This is a genomic window from Pseudomonas arcuscaelestis, from assembly GCF_016881005.1.
GTDB lineage: Bacteria > Pseudomonadota > Gammaproteobacteria > Pseudomonadales > Pseudomonadaceae > Aquipseudomonas > Aquipseudomonas arcuscaelestis.
On the sequence record NZ_JACOPV010000014.1, the window covers coordinates 190226 to 211854 of the forward strand.

Genomic DNA, 21629 nt, shown 5'->3' on the forward strand with positions numbered 1-21629 from the left:
AGTAAGATTTTTTTGGTATTACTGAGACACATCTGCTATCGATTCAAGCAGGGGAGGAAGAGGTGGAGAGTCGATCTGTAAGCCGGGTTCTGTCGAGGACAGTCATTCCTCTACGACGGCCATCACTGGACGTCTTTAGCAACCTACCCGGTTCCAACGCGGGCCGCGCCATATGGAACCCTATTTGGTCTTGCTCCGAGTGGGGTTTACCTAGCCACGAACTGTTGCCAGTCGTGCGGTGCGCTCTTACCGCACCTTTTCACCCTTACCGGCACCGAAGTGCTTAGGCGGTTATTTTCTGTGGCACTTTCCGTAGGCTCACGCCCCCCAGGTATTACCTGGCACTCCGCCCTATGGAGCCCGGACTTTCCTCCCCCCTCTTTTGCGGAACAAAAGAAGGCAGCGACTGTCCGATCGACTCTCCGCCGCAAAGGTTAACGGCTGAGACGCTCAAGAACAAGCGATAAAACAAATAGTAGCATAAAGCTATTAACGGTCTTTTTGTTTTTCCAGGGCTACCTGGTACAGCACGTTCTTGCGCACACCGGTGATTTCCGCCGCCAGGGCCGCTGCCCGCTTGAGCGGCATCTCCGCCAGCAACAGGTCCAGCACGCGCATCGCCTCACTGCTCACCGCCTGCTCATCTTCCGGGGCAGTCCAGCCGGCGACCAGCACCACGCACTCGCCGCGCTGCTGGTTGCTGTCCGCCTCGACAAAAGCTCGCAGCTCACCCAGCGGCAGCCCCTTGAGGGTTTCGAACGTCTTGGTCAGCTCACGCGCAAGCAAGGCTGGACGCTCGGCGCCAAATACCTCCTCCATATCCTGCAGACACTCGAGGATTCGATGCGGCGCCTCGTAAAAGATCAGGGTGCGCGGCTCTTCCTTGACCTGGGTCAGACGCGCGCGGCGCCCCACCGCCTTGGCAGGCAGAAAACCTTCGAAAATGAAGCGATCCGATGGCAGCCCCGCCGCCGAAAGCGCGGCAATCAGTGCGCAAGCGCCAGGTACCGGCACCACAGCGATACCCGCTGCACGCGCCTGGCGCACGAGGTGGTAGCCGGGATCAGAAATCAGCGGCGTGCCGGCATCGGAGATCAATGCCACGCTGTCCCCGGCCAGCAAACGCGTCAGAAAGCGATTGCCCTCGTCGCGCTCGTTGTGCTCATGGCAGGCTGCCAGCGGCGTGTTGATACCAAAGTGTTGCAGCAAACGAATGGAATGACGCGTGTCTTCGGCCGCAATCAACGCGACGCTACCGAGTACTTTCAGCGCTCGCGCACTCATGTCATCCAGGTTGCCGATGGGCGTGGCCACCACGTAAAGCGTGCCAGCAGTGGAATGGGAAGCCCCTGGAGCATCAGTCACAGCACATACCTGTCGTCTTGAACAAAGCGCCATTGTAGCCCGACTGACGGCAACAATGCGTAACCTGCGCGGCCTACACATTGTCCGTGACGACCTATATTGAAGGATTAACGCCAGCAACATCGCGCCCCGGCCAACGCTTGGGTACAATTGCCAGTTAATTTGATCGAGTAACAGGACCATTACATGATCGCTTGCCTGCGGCTGCTCACAGCCCTTTGCCTCGCCGCCCTGCTGGCAGCCTGCGCCAGCTCGCCCTCGTCGAGCCTCGGCGAACTGCCACGCACCCCGGACGCCAGCATCGAGCAACTGCTTGAACAGGCCGCCACCAGCAAGAATCCGGACGAAGCCGCCTTGCTGCGCCTGAGCGCCGCCGACCTGGCCTACCGGCAAAAAGACAACGTACGTGCCGCGCGAATCCTCGAGCAGGTGCCGGTTGAACAACTCAAACCGGCGCAGCAGATATTCGCCAGCACACTGAGCGCTGAGCTGGCCATGAGCCGCAACCAGCCCAAGGCCGCCCTGACCGCCCTGAGCCATCCAAGCCTTGGGCGCCTGGGTGAGCTACCGGACGAACAACAACGCCGCACACGCAGCGTGCAGGCCAGCGTCCTGGAAGCCAACGGCCAGACTCTCGCCGCCGCCCAGACACGCGTCGACCTGGCACCACTGCTCAGCGGTGACGCAGCCAGCGCCAATAACGACGCCATCTGGAATCTGGTCGCCGCCCTGCCCAGCGATCAATTGCAGGCTGCCAGCACTGGCACCGGTACGCTCGCCGGCTGGGCCAGCCTGGCCCTGGCAGTAAAAAGTGCCGGCACGCTGGAGCAGCAGCAAGCAGCCATCGACAACTGGCGCAAACAGAATCCAGAGCACCCAGCCGCAGTGCAATTGCCTCTGCCGCTGGTCAAGCTCAAGGAACTGGCCAGCCAACCCCTGACCAAGATCGCCTTGCTGCTGCCACAGGAAGGCCAGTTGGCCGGCGTGGCCCGCGCCCTGCGTGATGGTTTCATGGCTGCGCACTTCCAAGCTCAACAAGCCGGACAGAAGCCCCCAGCAATCGAAGTATTCGACAGCTCGCGCCTGACTTCTCTGGATGACTTCTACCGTCAGGCACAGGCAGCCGGCGCACAATTGGTCGTAGGCCCACTGGAAAAAAACCTGGTCAAGCAACTTGCGGCACGACCACAGTTGCCAATCACCACGCTTGCCTTGAACTACAGCGAAGCCGGACAGACCGGCCCGGCACAGCTGTTCCAGTTCGGCTTGGCTGCCGAGGACGAAGCCCGCGAAGTATCGCGCCGCGCTCGCGCCGATGGCATGGTTCGCGCCGTCGCCCTGGTACCGCGTGGCGAATGGGGTGATCGCGTGCTCAAGGCATTCCGTCAAGACTGGGAAGCCAACGGCGGCACCCTGCTGGCCGCCGAGCACATTGGCCAACCTGTAGAGCTGGCCCAGCAAATTGCAGATCTGTTCCAACTGCGCCAGAGCGAAGGCCGCGCAAAAAGCCTGCAGAGCACTGTCGGTGGCACTGTTTCGGCCCAGCCTTCGCGCCGCCAGGACATCGATTTCCTCTTCCTCGCCGCTACCCCACAGCAAGGCCAGCAAATCAAGCCAACCCTCAACTTCCAGTACGCCGGTGACGTTCCGGTTTATGCCACCTCGCACTTGTACAGCGCCAGCGGTGACGTAAACCAGTACAACGACATGAACGGGGTCCGCTTCTGCGAAACCCCTTGGCTGCTCGATACCAACAACAGCCTGCGCCAGCAAGTGGTCACGCAGTGGCCTCAAGCTGCCGGCAGCCTCGGTCGCCTGTATGCCATGGGCATCGACGCCTACAGCCTGGCGCCACGCCTGGGCCAACTCAAGGCACTGCCGGATAACCGCATCGAGGGCCTTTCCGGCAGCCTGAGCATGAACCCCAACCAGCGCATCGAGCGTCAGCTGCCGTGGGCCGAATTTTCCGGCGGACAAATCAAACGCCTGCCCGACACCCCACGCTAATGCCTCACAGTTCACGCCAACAAGCAGGCCAGGCCGCCGAGCAACACGCCCTCGAGTACCTTCGAGGGCAAGGCCTGAGCCTGCTGGCACAGAACTGGCGATGCAAACGTGGCGAGCTTGATCTGGTCATGCTCGACAGCGATACAGTAGTATTCGTCGAGGTTCGCTATCGGATGCACGCGGACTTCGGCGGTGCGCTCGGCAGTATCGACGGGCGCAAGCAGGACAAACTGGTGCTAGCCGCCGAGTCTTTTCTGCACAAGGAAACCCAGTGGACCAACTCCCCCTGCCGTTTCGATGTGATCGCCGTGCAAGGCAGAGGCCACTCGGGCCAAGCGCTTCAATGGCTGAAAAACGCCTTCGAATGCTGAGCCCGCCCTGACCCTGCACGTTTACCCCTACAACTTTTTTGCTCTTTGCTTCGCGGGCCGCACAGTCATGTGCCGGGATCTTTTGCAGCGTCCCGACACGCCCGACCAGCCGCCCTACTTAAGGTCTTATTGATGGACATGCAATCCCGAATTCGCCAGCTTTTCCAGGCCAGTATCAACACCAAGCAACAGGCGATGGAAGTCCTTGCACCACACATCGAGCAAGCCAGTCAGGTGATGGTCAACGCCCTGCTCAACGAGGGCAAGATGCTCGCCTGCGGTAACGGCGGCTCGGCCGGCGACGCACAGCACTTTTCCTCCGAACTGCTCAACCGCTTTGAGCGTGAGCGCCCGAGCCTGCCGGCGATTGCGCTGACCACCGACAGCTCGACCATCACCTCGATTGCCAACGACTACAGCTACAACGAAATTTTCTCCAAGCAGATTCGCGCCCTCGGCCAGCCAGGTGACGTTCTGCTGGCGATTTCGACCAGCGGTAACTCGGCGAACATTATTCAGGCGATCCAGGCCGCACATGATCGCGAAATGATTGTCGTAGCTTTGACCGGACGCGATGGCGGCGGCATGGCCTCGTTGCTGCTGCCTGAAGACGTCGAGATTCGCGTACCGGCCAACGTCACCGCACGCATCCAAGAAGTCCACCTGCTGGCGATCCACTGCCTTTGCGATCTGATCGACAGCCAATTGTTCGGGAGTGAAGAATGACCCCTAACCGCCTCGGCCTGATGGCCCTGACCCTGTGCCTGAGCCTGACTGGCTGCAGCTCGGTCCTCACTGCCACTCGCGATACACCGATCGAAGATGATCGCGGCACCCGCACCTTCGGCAGTAAGATCGACGACTCGCTGATCGAAACCAAGGTGGCGGTCAACGTGGCCAAGGCCAGCCCTGACCTGGACAAAAACTCGCACATCGTTGTCAGCAGCTTCAACGGCATCGTTCTGCTGGCCGGGCAAACGCCGCGCGCCGACCTCAAGAGCCTCGCTGAACAGGCCGCAGGCCAGGTCCAGCGAGTAAAAAAGGTTCACAACGAACTGCAGGTCCTGCCGCCCTCCTCGTTGCTGGCGCGCAATAACGATGCTTGGCTGACCACTAAAATCAAGACCCAGATGCTTACCGACGGCAACATTCCCGGTTCACGCATCAAGGTCATTACCGAAAACGGCATCGTCTACATGCTCGGCCTGCTGACCCAGCAGGAAGCCACCCGCGCCACCAACCTGGTGCAGGGCGTTTCGGGCGTGCAGAAAATCGTCAAGCTGTTCGAGTACATCGACTAACCACCGTGGCCTGCCCACACAGGCCACTGCGGATTTATTCGCGAAGGATTGCGCGGCGATCCCATTTTTATCTACACCTAGCTTAGGAAGAACCCATGAAAAACGGCCTGCTGTCGACCCTACTGATCGGCGCTTTCGCTACCTTGGCCGGTTGCTCCAGCCCTAGCCTCATCACCCTCAACGATGGCCGCGAGTTCCAGGCTGTCGACGCTCCACGCTACGAGCGCAGCTCGGGCTTTTACGAGTTCGAGCAGCTGGACGGCAAAGTGACCCGCGTCAACAAGGACCAGGTCCGCACCATCTCTGACCTGTAAGCAGGCAACAGACAGAAAAAAGGCGATCCGGTTGGATCGCCTTTTTTTTACTTCACAACCTTCAGGCTAGGACGCCCGGTTGGCCGCGGCGGCTGACCACCTGCAGGTGGGCCATCGTCATCCGGCTCGACAGTGTCATCGTCTTCGTCTTCATCAAGCAATGGCGGCTCGAGCTCGAAGACCATGCCCTGACCATTCTCACGGGCGTATATACCGAGGATCGCACCCGCAGGCACGAACAGCGTATGGGCAACGCCGCCAAAACGCCCCTCGAAGCTCACAGCGTCGTTATCCATGTGCAGGTGACGTACGGCACTGGGTGAGATGTTCAAAACGATCTGACCATCACTGGCGAAGCTCTGGGGCACTTGTACCGCCGGGTACTCGGCATTGACAAGCATATGTGGGGTGCAGTCGTTGTCCACGATCCACTCATAGAGTGCACGTACCAAATAGGGGCGACTGGAGTTCATCGACAGCTCCTTAAAACCTAGCGCATTTCACGTTCAGCAGCGGACAGGCTTGCCTGGAAAGCCTCACGGGCAAACTGTCGCTCCATATAATCGAGCAACGGCTTGGCCGGCCGCGGCAGTTCAATTCCCAACACCGGCAAACGCCAGAGTATGGGCAGTAGACAACAATCAACCAGACTTTGCTCCTCACTGAGGAAACAAGGCTTGTCAGCGAACAATGGTGACACACCCGTCAGGCTTTCGCGTAGCTCCTTGCGCGCCTGAGTGCGAGCGGCTTCCTTGCTGCGCGGATCGAGGATCAAATCAACCAACGCGCACCAATCACGCTGGATGCGATGGATCAACAGGCGACTGTTGGCCCGTGCGACTGGATACACCGGCAACAGTGGCGGATGCGGGTAACGCTCATCGAGGTACTCCATGACCACGGTTGATTCGTACAACGCCAGGTCACGATCGACCAGGGTCGGTACACCGCCATAGGGGTTCACTTCGACCAGCTTGGGCGGCAAGCGTCCGGGATCGACATTGATGATCTCGACGCTGACACCCTTCTCGGCGAGAACGATGCGCACCCGATGAGAATAATGGTCAGCGGGGTCGGAGTAGCAGGCTAACCGGTTGGTCACGCCCATAGTGGTCCTCCTCGCAGATGAAATTATAGAAGCTACAAATGCAAACGCGCCCTGCGGGAACCTCTGTTATCCAGAGGCCCCCCAGGGCGCGCTCAACTAGCAGAAATTACTGCGTGATCAGTGCACGTCCTTCCAGTATTCGCGCTTGAGCAAGTAAGCGAATATGAAGAAGAAGGCCAGGTACAGAAGCACGTAGGTACCAATGCGCTGACTTTCCAGTTTGACCGGGTTGGCCGAGTAGGCCAGGAAGGTCACCAGGTTCTTGACCTTCTCGTCGAACTGCTCTGCGGTCAGGGTACCGGATTTCGGCTCCACGGTCAGCTGGTCACACGCTTCATGGGTCAATGGCGAGCCCGTCAACGGATCGAACTGCTTCTTGCCATCGACCACAGTTTGCACCTGCTTGCAGCCGATTACCTGATTGCCTTGCAGGCCTACCAGGACGTTAGGCATACCGACGTTCGGGAACACCTTGTTGTTCACCCCGTACGGACGCGACTTGTCCTCGTAGAAGCTGCGCAGGTAGGTGTACAGCCAGTCGGTGCCACGTACGCGGGCAACCAGGGTCAGGTCGGGCGGCGCAGCACCGAACCAGGTCTTGGCGTCGTCAGGCTTCATGCCGATCTTCATGTGGTCGCCAATTTTGGCGCCGGTGAATACCAGCTTCTCGAGCATCAGCTCGTGAGGAATACCCAAGTCGTCCGCGACCCGCTCGTAACGCTGGAACTTGGCGCTGTGGCAACCCATGCAATAGTTTGCAAAGGTGCGCGCACCGTCCTGCATGGCGGCCTTGTCGGTCAGATCGATATCAACCTTGTCCAGTTCCAGGCCGTGCTCGGCCGCGAAGGTCAACGAAGGCATCACTGCCAGAATCAATACTGCAAATAGCTTTTTCATCAGCCAGTCACCCTTTCCGGAACCGGTTTGGTCTTCTCAAGCCTGGTGTAGAACGGCATCAGAATGAAGTAGGCGAAATACAGGAAGGTGCATACCTGCGACAACAACGTACGGCCCGGGGTAGGCGCCAATACGCCCAGCACGCCGAGGATCACGAACGAAATGCAGAACACCACCAGCCAGGCCTTGCTCATCCAACCCTTGTAGCGCATGGACTTGACCGGGCTGCGGTCGAGCCAAGGCAGGACGAACAGCACGGCAATCGCAGCGCCCATGGCGATTACGCCGAGGAGCTTGTCCGGAATCGCGCGCAGAATTGCGTAGTAAGGTGTGAAGTACCAGACCGGGGCAATGTGCTCAGGGGTCTTGAAGGCGTTGGCCTGTTCGAAGTTAGGCTTCTCCAGGAAGTAACCGCCCATTTCCGGGAAGAAGAACACTACGGCACAGAACACGAACAGGAACACGACCACACCGACAATGTCCTTCACGGTGTAGTACGGATGGAATGGGATGCCATCGAGTGGCACACCGTTCTCGTCCTTGTGCTTCTTGATATCGACGCCATCAGGGTTGTTCGAACCCACTTCGTGCAGTGCCAGGATGTGCAGCACCACCAAGCCAAGAATGACGATCGGCAGGGCTACAACGTGCAAGGCGAAGAAGCGGTTCAGGGTAATACCGGAAATCAGGTAGTCACCACGGATCCACTGGGTCAGGTCATCGCCGATTACCGGGATCGCACCGAACAGCGAGATGATCACCTGGGCGCCCCAGTAGGACATCTGGCCCCAAGGCAGCAGGTAACCCATGAAGGCTTCGGCCATCAGCGCCAGGTAGATCAGCATGCCGAATACCCAAACCAGCTCACGTGGCTTCTGGTACGAGCCGTACAGCAGACCGCGGAACATGTGCAGATAAACGACGATGAAGAACGCAGAGGCGCCGGTGGAGTGCAGGTAGCGCAGGATCCAGCCGTACTCGACGTCACGCATGATGTATTCGACCGAGGCAAATGCCTCTTCGGCCGAAGGCGTAAAGCTCATGGTCAGCCAGACGCCAGTGACGATCTGGTTAACCAGCACCAGCAGTGCCAGGGAGCCGAAAAAATAGAAGAAGTTGAAATTCTTCGGAGCGTAATACTTGCTGAGATGGTCTTCCCACATCTTGGTCGCGGGGAAGCGGGCGTCAACCCAATCCATGAACTTACTCATCACGCGTTCTCCTGATCGACGCCGACAATGATGATGTCGTCCGACTCATACGAGTGCGGCGGCACTGGCAGATTGAGCGGCGCCGGCTGGGATTTGTAGACGCGGCCAGCCAGGTCGTAGTGAGAACCGTGGCATGGGCAGAAGTAACCGCCGACCCACTTGGGCCCCAGATCGACCGGAGCGACCTCGGGACGGAAGGTTGGCGAGCAGCCCAGGTGAGTGCACAGACCGACCAGTACCAGGATTTCCGGCTTGATGGCGCGGTTTTCCGGGTTTACATAGGTAGGTTGAACCGATGCCTTGGATTCAGGATCGGAGAGGTCACCAGCGATCTTCTTGAGGTTGCCAAGGATCTCTTCGGTGCGGCGGACGATGAAGACCGGCTGACCGCGCCACTCAGCAATCATCTGCTGGCCTGGCTCAACCTTGGCGATATTGACCTTCACCGGTGCACCTGCGGCTTTCGCCTTGGCACTGGGGAACCATGACCCCACAAACGGGACCGCAGCCCCCACCGCTCCTGCAGCACCCACCACGGATGTGGCTGCTACGAGGAAGCGACGCCGGCCTGCATTGACGCCGTCATTGCTCATTCAGTCCTCTCCCATCAGCTTTATGGCCTGTTACAACAGGCATCTACTATGTAATTTCTGAACTGCTAAAAATTTGCCGCATGGTAATGAAAAGACCCTTCTCTGACAAGGTGATTAGCCTGGGTCCGAGGCGCAATCCCTTGTAGCTCTTGACTTGCGTCTATGCGGCAAGTTGTCACAGTAAAGACCAACATACTTATTCAAGACATAAAAAAAGCCCGGTTCCACCAGGAACCGGGCTTTTTTTGAACGCCGAAGCGAATTAACGCTTGGAGTACTGAGGACGCTTACGTGCTTTACGCAGACCCACTTTCTTACGCTCGACTTCACGAGCGTCACGGGTTACGAAGCCAGCTTTGCGCAGAGCGCTACGCAGGGTTTCGTCGTATTGCATCAGTGCACGGGTGATACCGTGACGGATTGCACCGGCCTGGCCGCTGACACCACCACCGATAACGGTGACGTAGATGTCGAACTTTTCGGTGGTCTCGGTCAGTTCCAGCGGCTGGCGTACTACCATGCGCGCGGTTTCACGACCGAAGAACACGTCCAGAGAACGGTTGTTGATGGAGATGTTACCGGTACCTGGACGCAGGAAAACGCGAGCGGTTGCGGTCTTGCGACGGCCAGTGCCGTAATTTTGAGTCGCCGACATAATGAACTATTCCGTTAAATCTTCAGTTCTTGGGGCTGCTGAGCAGTATGAGGGTGAGCAGCGCCCGCATAGACTTTCAGCTTACGGTACATGTCGCGACCCAGTGGGTTTTTAGGCAGCATGCCTTTAACCGCGGTCTCGATCACGCGCTCTGGGGCCTTGGCGATCAACTTCTCGAAGTTGATTTCCTTGATACCGCCCGGGAAGCCGGAGTGGGAGTAGTACATTTTGTCCGAAGCTTTGGCGCCAGTAACACGGATCTGCTCGGCATTGATGACGACGATGTAGTCGCCGGTGTCAACGTGAGGAGTGTATTCTGGTTTGTGCTTGCCACGCAGACGGCTAGCGATTTCGGTAGCCAGACGACCCAGGGTCTGACCAGCGGCGTCAACTACGAACCAGTCGCGCTTTACTGTTTCCGGTTTAGCAGTAAAAGTTTTCATTCTTTATAGCCTCAGGGGCCGCCCAGCGAAAATAAGACGGCAGATCTTACTGGATAGTGCGCACCTTGACAAGTCAAGGACACAGCCGCACACGGACGCTATCGGGGGCTCGGGTCAGCGCGTCCAATATTCGGCAGGGTTCTTCTGTGAGCGGGGCATCACTCCCACACGCAGAGAGGGGCTGAATTATCCAGATTGCGGAAAAAATTTCAACCTGCTTTTATGCTTCTTTTACCAGGGAGAAGCCAATGGACTACCGCCAACTGGGTCGCACCGACCTCAATGTCAGCGCTTTGTGCCTGGGCACCATGACCTGGGGCGAGCAGAATGATCAGGCCCAGGCCTTCCTGCAGATCGAGCGCGCCAAGGCGGCCGGCATCAATTTCATCGATACTGCCGAGATGTATCCGGTGCCACCGCGCCCGGAAACCTGCGCCGCCACCGAACAGTTCATCGGCAACTGGTTCAAGACGCGCGGCGATCGTGCCGACTGGATCCTGGCGAGCAAGGTTGCAGGCCCCGGCAATGGCATCAGTCATATTCGTGATGGCCAGCTCAAACACAACCGCCAGCACATCGTTGCGGCCCTGGACGACAGCCTCAAGCGCCTGCAAACCGACTGGATCGATCTGTATCAATTGCACTGGCCAGAGCGCAGCACCAACTTCTTCGGCAAGCTGGGTTACCAGCACTTGCCCCAGGATCACTTCACGCCGCTGGAAGAAACCCTGGAAGTGCTCGACGAGCAGGTAAAAGCCGGCAAGATTCGCCACATTGGCCTGTCCAACGAAACGCCATGGGGCACGATGAAATTCCTGCAACTGGCCGAGAGCCGTGGCTGGAGCCGTGCGGTGTCGATTCAAAACCCCTACAACCTGCTCAACCGCAGTTTCGAAATAGGCCTGGCAGAAATTGCCATTCGCGAGCAATGCGGCTTGCTGGCCTACTCGCCACTGGCTTTCGGCATGCTTTCAGGCAAGTACGAGAACGGTGCCCGACCTGCAAACAGCCGCCTGACCCTATTCAGTCGCTTCTCGCGCTACTCCAACCCGCAGACGGTGGCGGCCTGCAGCCGCTACGTGAAGCTTGCCCGTGACCACGGCCTGGATCCGGCGCAAATGGCCCTGGCCTTTGTTACCCGCCAGCCATTCGTCACCAGCAACATCATTGGTGCGACCACCCTGGAGCAACTGGAAAGCAACCTGGACAGCTTCGCGCTGACACTTGGCGATGAGCTTTTGGCAGGTATAGAAGCCATTCACCAGGATCATCCTAACCCCGCTCCATAAGCCGCTTCAGGGGTTCCCGTGCAGCGCGCGGGAACCGGGGTAGACACAACGGCCAAAAAATAAGACGATCCAGCCGGTGATTGACCACTCTACCCTATAAGAATAACGAAAATGATGTTTACCCAACCTACAACGCCCTTGCGGCGCGTCAGCATCCTGGCCATCGACAACGTCTTCGCGGCAACACTCATGCAAGCCAAGGATTTCTTCCACCTGGCCAGCCTGCGTTATAGCAAGCAACTGGGCCTGGGCCTGAAGCCGATATTCGAAACCCGCCTGGTGAGCCCCGACGGCCTGCCGGCACGTAGTTTCAGTGATGTGCTGATTCCTGTTGACGGCCCGCTGGAGCAAGCCGACGTGATCATCCTCCCGGCCTTCTGGGACGATTTCGAAACCCTTTGTCAGCGGTACCCCCAGGTATTGCCATGGCTGCGCGAACAACACGCCCGTGGCGCTGTGCTCTGCGGCGAAGCGAGTGGTGTGTTCTGGCTGGCCGAGTCAGGCCTGCTCGACGGTAAGGAAGCGACCACCTACTGGCGGTTCTTCAATCAATTTGCCGAGCGCTTCCCCAAGGTCACCCTGAACCAGGACAAGCACCTGACCGACGCCGACAATCTCTATTGTGCTGGCGGTACGACCTCGGCCTGCGATCTGTACATTTATTTGATCGAACGATTCTGCGGCGCCAATGTGGCCCAGGCGGTTGCCCGCGACACCCTCTATGAAGTGCAGCGCAACTACACCCCAGGGCGCATGGGCTTCGGCGGACAAAAGCTGCACCAGGACCTGATCATCCTGCAGATCCAGCAATGGCTGGAAGAACACTTCGCCGACAAATTCCGCTTCGAAGACGTCGCGCGCAATCATGGCATGAGCATCCGTAACTTCATGCGCCGCTTCCAGACCGCAACCGGTGACAAACCGTTGCACTACCTGCAACGGCTACGGATCGAAACGGCCAAGGGTTTGCTGTCGGGCTCGCGCAAAAGCATCAAGACCATCAGCTATGAAGTGGGCTACGACGATGCAAGCTTTTTTGCACGACTGTTCAGGCAACACACCGAACTGTCACCGAACCAGTATCGGCAACAGTTCGTCCAGGAAGCTGGATAAAAGCTGCTCGCTTCACAGTAAAAGCGGCAAGTAAGAGCAAGCGCCTGGCGCGAAACGTTTTTACTTGCCGCTTGCCGCGAATAACTGGCAGCGTCAGGGCTTGTGTGCGCGGGAGAGGAATTCGTGGGACTGCATTTCCAGCAGACGGCTGAGGGTACGCTGGAACTCGAAGGTCAGGCGACCACCGGTGTACAGGTCCTTGAGTTCTACTTCAGCCGAGATGATCAGCTTGACGTTGCGGTCATAGAATTCATCGACCATGTTGATGAAGCGCCGAGCAATGTCGTCGGTCGCAACACTCATCTGCTCGACGTCGCTGAGCAACACGGCATGGAAAATCTTGCCTAGCTCGATGTAGTCGTTCTGGCTACGCGGGCCATCGCACAATTCGCGGAAGTCGAACCAGGCCACGTCGTCACAGGTACGCAGCGCGCGAATCTCGCGATTCTCGATAATCAGTACGTCGTTCTCTACCGCCTGGGTGCACTCTGGTGTCAGCGCGCGGAAGCTTTTGCGCAGGCTTTCGTGGGCAGCTTCGTCCAGTGGAAAGTGGAACAGCTCGGCCTGCTCCAGGTGGCGCAAGCGATAGTCGACGCCGCTATCGACGTTGACGATTTCGGTGTTCTGCTTGATCAAGGCGATCGCAGGCAGGAAACGCGCACGTTGCAGGCCGTCCTTGTACAAACCATCCGGCACGATGTTGGAGGTGGCCACCAGGGTTACGCCGTTCTTGAACAGTTCCTCCATCAGGGTGCCAAGGATCATCGCGTCGGTAATGTCAGAAACGAAGAACTCGTCAAAGCAGATCACCCGCGCCTCATCGGAAAAGCGCTTGGCAATAATGGTGAGCGGGTTCTTCTCACCCTTGAGGGTTTTCATTTCTTCGTGCACGCGCTTCATGAAGCGGTGGAAGTGCGTGCGCACTTTCTGCTGGAACGGCAGCGCTTCGAAGAACGTATCGACCAGGTAGGTTTTACCGCGCCCTACCCCACCCCAGAAGTACAAGCCCTTGACCGGTGCCTGCTCTTTCTTGCCAAACAACTTGCCGAGCACGCCCGGCTTGTTGTTTTGCGCCGCGATCAGATCGTCGTACAGGCGCTGCAAATGACGCACGGCAGTTTCCTGCGCCGCGTCATGGAAGAATTCGGGACGTTTCAGATCTGCTTGGTATCGTTCTAGGGGCGTCATAATTCGTTAGCAAGGTAACAAAAACGGGCCGTCACTGTAGCGACGGCCCTGGAGAATGGCAATCAGACTTGCGTCAGACTGTTCAGTCCTGCTGAGGTTGCAAGGCAGCGCGCAGGCCCTCAATTGCAGCATCGCGAGCGGCTTCGTCGGCCAGTTGCGGCCCCTCGGCAACACACTCGCCTTCCAGCCACAGGCTGAAGCCCAGGCCTTCGCTACGCACGTCCAACTCGCCGCCCTGCTGCAGTTGCTTGCTGATTGCGCCAGCGGTTTTGCCATCGGCGAAATTGCGCGACAGCAGCAGTTGCTCACCATCGGCCGCCAGCAGACGGAAACGGAAACTGCCGTCGTCTTCACGGAAGCTGACAAAGCGCGCTGCCTTGACGGCTTTTTTCTTGGTCTGGGCAACGCCCTGCTCGATGCTGCGGAACGAGCGCAAACCCACGGCCTCGCGCAGTTGCTCAAGGAATGGTGTGGCAACCTTGCGGGCTTTCTGAGCGCCGGCCAGCAGAATATCTTCCAGATCTGTCGGACGGCTGATCAGCTGATGATAACGCTCGCGGGGCTCGCTCAACTGGTTGTCGAGCAACTGGAACAGACGCTGCTTGGCTTCCCCCCAACCCAGCCCCTGCAACAACTCGCTGCGGAACTCGTCGGCTTGGGTCGGCGTTGCGAATGCCTGGAACAGCGTGAACAGGTGCGAGTTGTCTGGATCCTTGGCTTCGCCCGGCGCGCGGGAATCGGTGACGATGCGCGAGATGGCATCCTTCATGTCCTTGGCGCTGGTGAACAAGGGGATGGTGTTGTCGTAGCTCTTGGACATCTTGCGCCCGTCCAGGCCCGGCAACGTCGCCACGCTTTCTTCGATCAGCGCTTCGGGCATGGCGAAGAATTCCTTGCCCTGGCCAAACAGGTGATTGAAGCGCTGGCCGATATCACGCGCCATTTCCACGTGCTGGATCTGGTCGCGACCGACCGGCACCTTGTTGGCGTTGAACATGAGGATGTCGGCAGCCATCAGTACCGGGTAGCTGTACAGGCCCATGCTGATACCGGCATCCGGGTCTTCACCGCTCTCCAGGTTCTTGTCCACCGAAGCCTTGTAGGCGTGCGCACGATTGAGCAGGCCTTTGGCCGCGACGCAAGTCAGCAACCAGGTCAGTTCAGGGATTTCAGGAATATCGGATTGGCGATAGAAGGTCACACGTTCCGGGTCCAGGCCACCGGCCAGCCAGGTCGCGGCGATTTCCAGACGCGAGCGCTGGATGCGCTGCGGGTCATCGCACTTGATCAAGGCGTGGTAGTCGGCCAGGAAGTAGAACGAGTCGACACCCGGCTCACGGCTGGCGAGGATCGCCGGGCGGATGGCACCGGCGTAGTTGCCCAGGTGAGGCGTGCCCGTGGTGGTGATACCGGTAAGGATGCGCGTAGTCATGGGTAATCGCTTATCAGGCTTGTTTCAGTTCGAAAGGCGCGGCAACACCAGATCCTTGAGGTCGGTGAGCTTGCCGTGGAAAAAGTGTCCGCATTCTGCCACTTTCAGCAGCTCATGGGGGCGTGGCAGTGCAGCGGACCAGTCATAGACGATCTGTGGGTCGATCACTTCGTCGGTTTCTGGCTGTATCACACTCAAGGCGCAGGCCTGCGGTAAAGCGTCGTGGTCTTTCAAACGCATCACGGCCGGGGCAACCATGAACAGGCGCTTGAGCGGTGCGCCTTGCGCTTCGAGACGGCCGCCCAGGCTGGCCGCAACAAAACCACCGAAGGAAAACCCCATCAGGGTGAGCGGTAAATCAGGATGTTTTTCCCGCAGCCAGGCTGCTGCCGCCTCGGCATCATCCACCTCACCACTGCCCATGTCGTGGCTGCCAGCACTGGCACCTACGCCCCGGTAGTTGAAACGCAGGGTAATATAGCCGGCATCGCGAGCGGTACGCTGGAGCATCGACACAACCTTGTTGGTCATGGTCCCGCCCTGAACGGGGTTCGGGTGACACAGCAGCACCACACCTCGGGCGTCGACAACGTCCAGATACAAAGCTTCCAATTGACCGACTGGGCCATCGATGAATACGGGGGTTTCGCGGATAAGCAAGGATAAACTCCGTGACCTCGGAAAGGGTCGACTCGTCTAGCTGAATGATTCTGTCTGAGATATTTGCGATGGTTCGCGGTATACAGCGCAGGTCCGAGCCGTTAACGTAAAGCAAAGCCGTTTATAGAGGAAGGACTCGTGGAACTCTCGCTCTTAGTTTGGTTGTTGCCGACCCTGGCCCTCGTCGTGGGCGTTGTCGTTGGTTTCCTGGTCGCGCGCTTGCTGCCCAATGCTGCGCCAAGCAGCACTCAGCGGCAGCTGGATGATATTCAGGAACGTTTCGATAGCTACCAGAATGAGGTGGTTACCCACTTCAACAGCACGGCTGCATTGGTCAAGAAACTGACCCAAAGTTACCAGGAAGTTCAGGACCATCTGGCCGATGGCGCCAACCGCCTGGCCCTGGACGAATTGACCCGCCAGCGTCTGCTGGCCTCTTTGCACTCTGAAGCGGTGCAGGCCCCTCGTGACCGCCTGACCCCACCAAAGGATACCGAAGTACCGCGAGACTACGCGCCAAAAGCACCCAACTCGCCGGGCATGCTCGATGAGCACTACGGGCTAAAGCGCAACTAAGCCCAAGCACCGACAATGTGTGGGAGCGGATGAATCCGCTCCCACACTTGTTTACCCCTCAGCTGTGCCAGGGGGCATCTGCGTCCCGATGACCATAGCGCTCCAACGCCTGATCAAGAACCCCGCGCTCCACCCCACCCTGACGCACCAGGCTATGCAGGCTGGCCAGGACAATACTGAAGCGATCTACCTCGAAAAAGCGCCGTAACTGCTGGCGAGTGTCGCTGCGCCCAAAACCATCAGTGCCCAGGGTAACGTACGGGGCCTGCACATACTCGGCAATCAACTGTGGCCAGGCACGCACATAGTCAGTGGCAGCAATGATTGGCACATTACCTTGCAGGCAACGCTGCAGATGGCTGGTATTTTCCGCATCCTGCCCCAGTCGGCTGCTGCGCTCGATACCCCGCGCCTCCCGCGCCAGCTCACTGAAGCTGGTAACGCTGAACACCTCACTTGCTATCTGCCAATCAGCAGCCAGCAACTCACTGGCAGCGATCACTTCGCGCAGAATCGCACCGGAACCCAGCAGGCGAACCTGTCCTTTGGCATCGGTCACGCGCTGCTCTACATAACGGTACATGCCGCGCAACACCTCTTGATGCACCTGCTCGGGCAGGGACGGCTGTGGATAGTTTTCGTTCATCAGCGCAACGTAATGGAACTCGTCGTGCTGCTCGGTGAGCATGCGCCGTGAGGCGTACTCGAGAATCACCGCCAACTCGCCGGCAAAGCACGGCTCCCAGGCCCGACAGTTAGGCACCATTGAAGCCATGACCAGGCTCGAACCGTCCTGATGCTGCAACCCTTCGCCGCCCAGGGTTGTACGACCGGCCGTAGCTCCTAGCAACAGGCCGCGGGCACGTTGGTCGGCGGCAGCCCAGATCAGGTCGCCAACACGCTGGAAACCGAACATCGAGTAGTAGATGTACACCGGCAGCATCGGCTCGCCATGCACCGCATAGGAAGTTGCCGCCGCAACCCAGGAGGAAATCGCGCCCGCTTCGGTGATGCCCTCCTCCAGCAGTTGTCCGTCCCTGGACTCCTTGTAAGACAGCAGAGAGCCTGCGTCTTCAGGCTCATAACACTGCCCCTGAGGTGAATAGATGCCGATCTGGCGAAACAGGCTGGCCATACCAAAGGTTCGCGCTTCGTCGGCAACGATAGGCACGACCCGCGGCCCCAGTTCGGGCGCCTTGAGCCAGGCACTGAGCATGCGCACAGCCGCCATGGTGGTAGACATTTCCTTGCCTTGGGCCTGCAAGGCGAAACCACCCATGGCCTGCAGCGCAGGCACCGGCACCGCAGGCACATCACTGCGGCGCGCGGGCAATGGCCCGCCGAGGGCAGCGCGACGCTCGCGCAAGTAACGCATTTCGGCACTGTCATCGGCGGGGCGATAAAACTGCAACTGCTCTACCTGGCTATCACTGAGCGGCAGGTGGAAACGATCACGAAACGCCAGCAAGGCCTGGATATCGAGCTTCTTGGCCTGGTGCGCGGTCATCCTCGACTCGCCGGCAGTGCTCATGCCATAGCCCTTCTTGGTCTTGGCCAGAATGACGGTTGGCCGTCCCTTGCAAGCCTTGGCCGCGGCAAACGCTGCATACAGCTTGCGAAAATCATGACCTCCCCGCTTGAGCGCATTGATTTCATCCGAACTCATGTGCTCGACCAGTTTCTGCAAGGCCGGGTGCTGATTGAAAAAGTGCTCTACGTTGTAAACCCCATCCTTGGCCCCCAGGTTCTGGAACTGTCCATCCGGGGTGGCTGCCAGCTGGCGCAGCAATACATGCTGGGAGTCGCGAGCAAACAGCGCATCCCACTCGGTACCCCAAAGCACCTTGATCACATTCCACCCAGCCCCGGCGAACAAGGATTCGAGTTCCTGAATGATCTGCCCGTTGCCACGCACCGGGCCGTCCAGCCGCTGCAGGTTGCAGTTGACTACAAATGTGAGGTTATCCAGTTGCTCGCGGGCAGCCAGGGTCAGGCCAGCGATGGATTCCGGCTCGTCCATTTCACCATCGCCGAATACACCCCAGACATGCCGGGTGCTGGTATCGAGAAGTTGGCGGTTATGCAGATAGCGCATGAATCGCGCCTGGTAGATCGCATTGAGCGGGCCGATACCCATGGACCCTGTGGGAAACTGCCAGAAGTCCGGCATGAGCCAGGGATGTGGATACGAACACAAGCCCTTGCCGGCCACTTCCTGACGGTAGTTGGCCAACTGCTCCTCACTCAAGCGACCTTCAAGAAAAGCTCGCGCGTAAATTCCAGGTGCCGAATGTGGCTGGAAGAACACCAGGTCGGCACTGCGCCGCTGCGCAGCGGATTCACCTTGGAAGAAATGCTGAAAACCCACCTCGAAGATTTCAGCCGCGGACGCATAACTGGCAATATGCCCGCCAAGATCGCCGTAGGCATGGTTGGCCCGGACCACCATTGCCAGGGCGTTCCAGCGCAGGATGCTGGTGATGCGCTCATCCATCTCAAGATCACCCGGATAGGCGCCCTGGTGTTCTACCGATATCGTGTTGCGATATGCAGAAAAAGGTTGGCCACCACGTTCCAACCCCAGTTCACGAGCATGCGCTTCAAGCTGTTCGAGTAAAAATCGTGCGCGTTCAGGGCCACAGTGCTGCAGGGTCGAATCCAGAGCATCAAGCCACTCGGCAGTCTCGCCGGGGTCGCTGTCGGCCTGCGCATCACTGCCACGGCGTTGCACGCCTTCACCGGGTACAAGGCTCATCATTGCCACCATTGCATTGACCTCATCCTTGGCAGCTCAGGCACAGGCCTTCAGGGCCTGCTCTATATCGGCCAGCAGGTCGTCGATATCCTCAAGACCTACCGAAAGCCGTACCAGTCCTTCAGAGATGCCGTACTGGGCACGCTCTTGGGCGGTATAGCTGGAGTGAGTCATGCTTGCCGGGTGCTGGGCGAGGGATTCGGCATCGCCAAGGCTCACGGCGCGGCTGAACAGCTGCAGGGCATTCATGAACCGACGTCCGGCATCGATCCCCCCCTTGAGCTCAAACGCGATCATGCCGCCGGGCAAACGCATCTGCCGCTTGGCCAACTCGTATTGCGCGAAGTTGGGCAGGCCGGGATAGTTGATCAGTTCCACGGCGCAATGCGCCTGCAGATACTGCGCGACTGCCTGGGCGTTACTGCAATGGCGCTCCATGCGTAAAGTCAGGGTTTTCATCCCGCGCATCAGCAAGGCTGCATCCTGGGGTGACATCACCGCACCGGTCATGTCCTTGAGACCTTCGAGTCGAACCCGGTCGACCAGCGCCTTGCGCCCGACCACCAGGCCGGCCGTGATGTCGCCATGGCCGCTGAGGTACTTGGTGGCCGAATGCACCACCAGGTCGGCACCCAGCTCCAGCGGACGCTGCAGGTACGGTGTGCAATAGGTGTTATCGACCACGACAGTGATATCGCGTTGGTGAGCCAACTGCGCCACTGCAGCAATGTCGGCCATCTGCATGTTCGGGTTGGCCGGGGTTTCAAAATAGATCACTTTAGTCTGCGCACTGATCGCCGCCTCGACTGCCTGCAGGTCCGTCATGTCGACATGTCGGACCTTGACCCCAAACTCGCCGATGCCGTGATGTAAAAAAGCAAAGGTGCAGCCATACAAGGTACGCCCGACCAACACCTCATCACCGGGGCGCAACAGCGTCCATAGCGTGGCCGTGATCGCGCCCATGCCCGACGCCAGTGCCAGCCCGGCCTCTGCCCCTTCCAGAGAAGCCATGCGCTCTTCCAGCAGGGCCAGGGTAGGGTTGGAAATACGCGTATAAAAGTGCCCGCCCTGCTCCCCGGCAAAACACGCCGCGCCGTATTCGACGGTAGGAAAGGCGAAGGTGGCGGTGTGGTAGACAGGCGGAACCAAAGACCCCTGATGGGCCAATGGATCGTAGCCGTGATGGATGGCGCGGGTGGCAAAACCTGAGAATTTGGTGGAGCCGCTCATGACAACAGCCTCTTGTGATTTGTTATAAGCTTATGCCACTGAGGTACTGATTTTTTTCCAAATATGACCACTGCCAGGCAGGGTTATTAACAAAAAAACAATGAATTCAGGCTACGGAGGGCAAATTATGCCTACCGCCATTGACCGTACCGACCGCGCATTACTCGCCGCCTTGCAAGACAACGCTCGACTGACTGTTTCCGAACTGGCCGACAAGGTCGCGCTGACCACATCGCCCTGTTGGCGGCGGGTCAAACTGCTCGAAGAGAATGGCTACATCACCGGCTATCAAGCCATCCTTTCACCCAAGGCATTGGGCTTTGGCGTAACGGCGTTCGTCAGCATCATGATGGACTCGCACTCCAAGGAGATGGCGCGCGCCTTCGAGCAGCGGCTGATGGAGATTCCAGAAATCGTCGCCTGCCACAACATTTCCGGGCGCTATGACTTCTTGCTGGAAATTCTTGCACGGGACCTGGAGTCGTTCGGCGAGTTCGCCAGGGAGGTGCTGCAGACACTGCCGGGAGTGAAGGAGATCTACTCGAGTTTCTCGTTCAAGGCAGTCAAGGAGAAACGGGTGATACCGGTTTCGGAAAAACATATTTGAAAGCCGAAACGAAAGATCGGATCAACTTCATCGCATTATTAATCACTGAACGTCGCACCTCACGCACAGACCATAATTATCCTACAAGACTATCGGACGCCAAATACACACAGAGCGATTGTACCGAGAGATAATCTCGTATCTCTCGGTACAAGGAAACCAAGCATGAAGTGCATAGTTATAGTCTTTACCGTTACGCTAGCCAGTTGCAGCAACGGAACTTTCTACCTAGCCGACCCATCACATGAACGACAGTTCAAATGCGATATGGATCCCCACCTACAGATGTGCAATAGGAAATAATTTTAAAAATCCCACTTAAATATTTGAAAATTGAAAAGCTCTTTGTACGGCTTTGGCTTTGGTATTCGTCCTGGCACAAAGGGCGGCCTCAAGGAGCAAGTGCAACAGTCAGTTAAAAAATCGGAGCGTGCTAATTACGAAATTGAACGAGATACCGCCTCCGAAGCATCGCGATCGTTTGGCGTCTGAGCGAACCGAGCCATCCCGG

General features: G+C 58.4%; 22 protein-coding genes and 1 other RNA gene. 9 read left to right on the forward strand and 14 right to left on the reverse strand.

Annotated features, from left to right (window positions below; genetic code table 11):
* Window positions 1–62: 62 nt before the first annotated feature.
* Window positions 63–422, reverse strand: an RNA gene (rnpB, locus tag H8F21_RS21680) — RNase P RNA component class A.
* Window positions 423–489: 67 nt separating this feature from the next.
* The gene (gene rsmI / locus H8F21_RS21685) at window positions 490–1398 is read right to left on the reverse strand and encodes a 16S rRNA (cytidine(1402)-2'-O)-methyltransferase (protein WP_203479512.1); all 909 of its coding nucleotides are present in this window, start codon (window positions 1396–1398) and stop codon (window positions 490–492) included.
* 153 nt (window positions 1399–1551) lie between these two features.
* Between rsmI and H8F21_RS21690 the strand changes: the two genes are divergently transcribed.
* The 5 genes from H8F21_RS21690 (at window position 1552) to H8F21_RS21710 (ending at window position 5358) form a co-directional block, all read left to right on the forward strand.
* Complete coding sequence (locus tag H8F21_RS21690; RefSeq protein WP_203585288.1) at window positions 1552–3372, forward strand: penicillin-binding protein activator; 1821 nt, start codon at window positions 1552–1554, stop codon at window positions 3370–3372.
* Window positions 3372–3743: a YraN family protein gene (locus H8F21_RS21695; protein ID WP_203585289.1), complete on the forward strand. Its 372-nt coding sequence runs from the start codon at window positions 3372–3374 to the stop codon at window positions 3741–3743. The genes H8F21_RS21690 and H8F21_RS21695 overlap by 1 nt, the downstream gene beginning before the upstream one ends.
* 132 nt (window positions 3744–3875) lie before the next feature.
* Entirely contained in the window at window positions 3876–4469 is a 594-nt protein-coding gene (locus H8F21_RS21700; protein WP_026001179.1) for a phosphoheptose isomerase, read from the forward strand.
* Window positions 4466–5044: a BON domain-containing protein gene (locus H8F21_RS21705; RefSeq protein ID WP_203479509.1), complete on the forward strand. Its 579-nt coding sequence runs from the start codon at window positions 4466–4468 to the stop codon at window positions 5042–5044. The genes H8F21_RS21700 and H8F21_RS21705 overlap by 4 nt, the downstream gene beginning before the upstream one ends.
* Before the next feature lie 95 nt (window positions 5045–5139).
* On the forward strand, window positions 5140–5358 hold the full coding sequence (locus H8F21_RS21710; RefSeq protein ID WP_136474675.1) for a YgdI/YgdR family lipoprotein: 219 nt from the start codon (window positions 5140–5142) through the stop codon (window positions 5356–5358).
* Between the two features lie 47 nt (window positions 5359–5405).
* Here the strand turns inward: H8F21_RS21710 and H8F21_RS21715 are convergent, their stop codons facing one another.
* The 7 genes from H8F21_RS21715 to rplM all read right to left on the reverse strand — a co-directional run bounded on the left by H8F21_RS21715 (window position 5406) and on the right by rplM (window position 10265).
* Window positions 5406–5831 carry a ClpXP protease specificity-enhancing factor gene (locus tag H8F21_RS21715; protein WP_203543572.1) on the reverse strand — a complete coding sequence of 142 codons (426 nt, stop codon included), beginning with the start codon at window positions 5829–5831 and terminating at the stop codon, window positions 5406–5408.
* A gap of 17 nt (window positions 5832–5848) precedes the next feature.
* A complete protein-coding gene (locus tag H8F21_RS21720; protein WP_136474673.1) occupies window positions 5849–6466 on the reverse strand; it encodes a glutathione S-transferase N-terminal domain-containing protein in 618 nt (205 codons plus the stop codon).
* 117 nt (window positions 6467–6583) lie between these two features.
* Window positions 6584–7363, reverse strand: coding sequence for a cytochrome c1 (locus tag H8F21_RS21725; protein ID WP_203479507.1), 780 nt, complete (start codon window positions 7361–7363; stop codon window positions 6584–6586).
* The gene (locus H8F21_RS21730; RefSeq protein ID WP_203479506.1) at window positions 7363–8574 is read right to left on the reverse strand and encodes a cytochrome b; all 1212 of its coding nucleotides are present in this window, start codon (window positions 8572–8574) and stop codon (window positions 7363–7365) included. Before H8F21_RS21730 ends, H8F21_RS21725 begins: the two co-directional genes overlap by 1 nt.
* Window positions 8574–9167 (reverse strand): ubiquinol-cytochrome c reductase iron-sulfur subunit, encoded by a 594-nt coding sequence (gene petA, locus H8F21_RS21735; protein WP_203479505.1) that lies wholly within the window; start codon window positions 9165–9167, stop codon window positions 8574–8576. The genes H8F21_RS21730 and petA overlap by 1 nt, the downstream gene beginning before the upstream one ends.
* Window positions 9168–9429: 262 nt before the next feature.
* Window positions 9430–9822, reverse strand: a complete 393-nt coding sequence (gene rpsI, locus H8F21_RS21740; protein WP_203479504.1) for a 30S ribosomal protein S9 — start codon at window positions 9820–9822, stop codon at window positions 9430–9432.
* A gap of 14 nt (window positions 9823–9836) precedes the next feature.
* Window positions 9837–10265: a 50S ribosomal protein L13 gene (rplM, locus tag H8F21_RS21745; protein ID WP_203479503.1), complete on the reverse strand. Its 429-nt coding sequence runs from the start codon at window positions 10263–10265 to the stop codon at window positions 9837–9839.
* 248 nt (window positions 10266–10513) lie between these two features.
* Between rplM and H8F21_RS21750 the strand changes: the two genes are divergently transcribed.
* Window positions 10514–11554, forward strand: a complete 1041-nt coding sequence (locus tag H8F21_RS21750) for an NADP(H)-dependent aldo-keto reductase (RefSeq protein WP_203479502.1) — start codon at window positions 10514–10516, stop codon at window positions 11552–11554.
* A gap of 213 nt (window positions 11555–11767) precedes the next feature.
* Complete coding sequence (locus H8F21_RS21755) at window positions 11768–12667, forward strand: GlxA family transcriptional regulator (protein ID WP_203479540.1); 900 nt, start codon at window positions 11768–11770, stop codon at window positions 12665–12667.
* A gap of 93 nt (window positions 12668–12760) precedes the next feature.
* On the opposite strand, the gene zapE is transcribed toward H8F21_RS21755, so the two are convergent.
* The 3 genes from zapE to H8F21_RS21770 form a co-directional block, all read right to left on the reverse strand.
* A complete protein-coding gene (gene zapE, locus H8F21_RS21760) occupies window positions 12761–13855 on the reverse strand; it encodes a cell division protein ZapE (RefSeq protein ID WP_203479501.1) in 1095 nt (364 codons plus the stop codon).
* Between the two features lie 82 nt (window positions 13856–13937).
* Window positions 13938–15287, reverse strand: a complete 1350-nt coding sequence (locus H8F21_RS21765; protein ID WP_203585290.1) for a tryptophan--tRNA ligase — start codon at window positions 15285–15287, stop codon at window positions 13938–13940.
* Between the two features lie 24 nt (window positions 15288–15311).
* Window positions 15312–15947: an alpha/beta hydrolase gene (locus H8F21_RS21770; RefSeq protein ID WP_203479499.1), complete on the reverse strand. Its 636-nt coding sequence runs from the start codon at window positions 15945–15947 to the stop codon at window positions 15312–15314.
* A 138-nt stretch (window positions 15948–16085) separates the two neighbouring features.
* Between H8F21_RS21770 and H8F21_RS21775 the strand changes: the two genes are divergently transcribed.
* Window positions 16086–16523, forward strand: coding sequence for a Z-ring associated ZapG family protein (locus H8F21_RS21775; protein ID WP_136474665.1), 438 nt, complete (start codon window positions 16086–16088; stop codon window positions 16521–16523).
* Window positions 16524–16581: 58 nt separating this feature from the next.
* Here H8F21_RS21775 and mdeB read toward each other — a convergent pair whose 3' ends face one another.
* The gene (mdeB, locus tag H8F21_RS21780) at window positions 16582–19278 is read right to left on the reverse strand and encodes an alpha-ketoglutarate dehydrogenase (RefSeq protein ID WP_236043154.1); all 2697 of its coding nucleotides are present in this window, start codon (window positions 19276–19278) and stop codon (window positions 16582–16584) included.
* A gap of 36 nt (window positions 19279–19314) precedes the next feature.
* Complete coding sequence (locus H8F21_RS21785) at window positions 19315–20511, reverse strand: methionine gamma-lyase (protein ID WP_203585291.1); 1197 nt, start codon at window positions 20509–20511, stop codon at window positions 19315–19317.
* A 127-nt stretch (window positions 20512–20638) separates the two neighbouring features.
* On the opposite strand from H8F21_RS21785, the gene H8F21_RS21790 reads away from it, so the two are divergent.
* Entirely contained in the window at window positions 20639–21118 is a 480-nt protein-coding gene (locus tag H8F21_RS21790; RefSeq protein WP_136474662.1) for an Lrp/AsnC family transcriptional regulator, read from the forward strand.
* The last annotated feature ends 511 nt before the right edge of the window (window positions 21119–21629 follow it).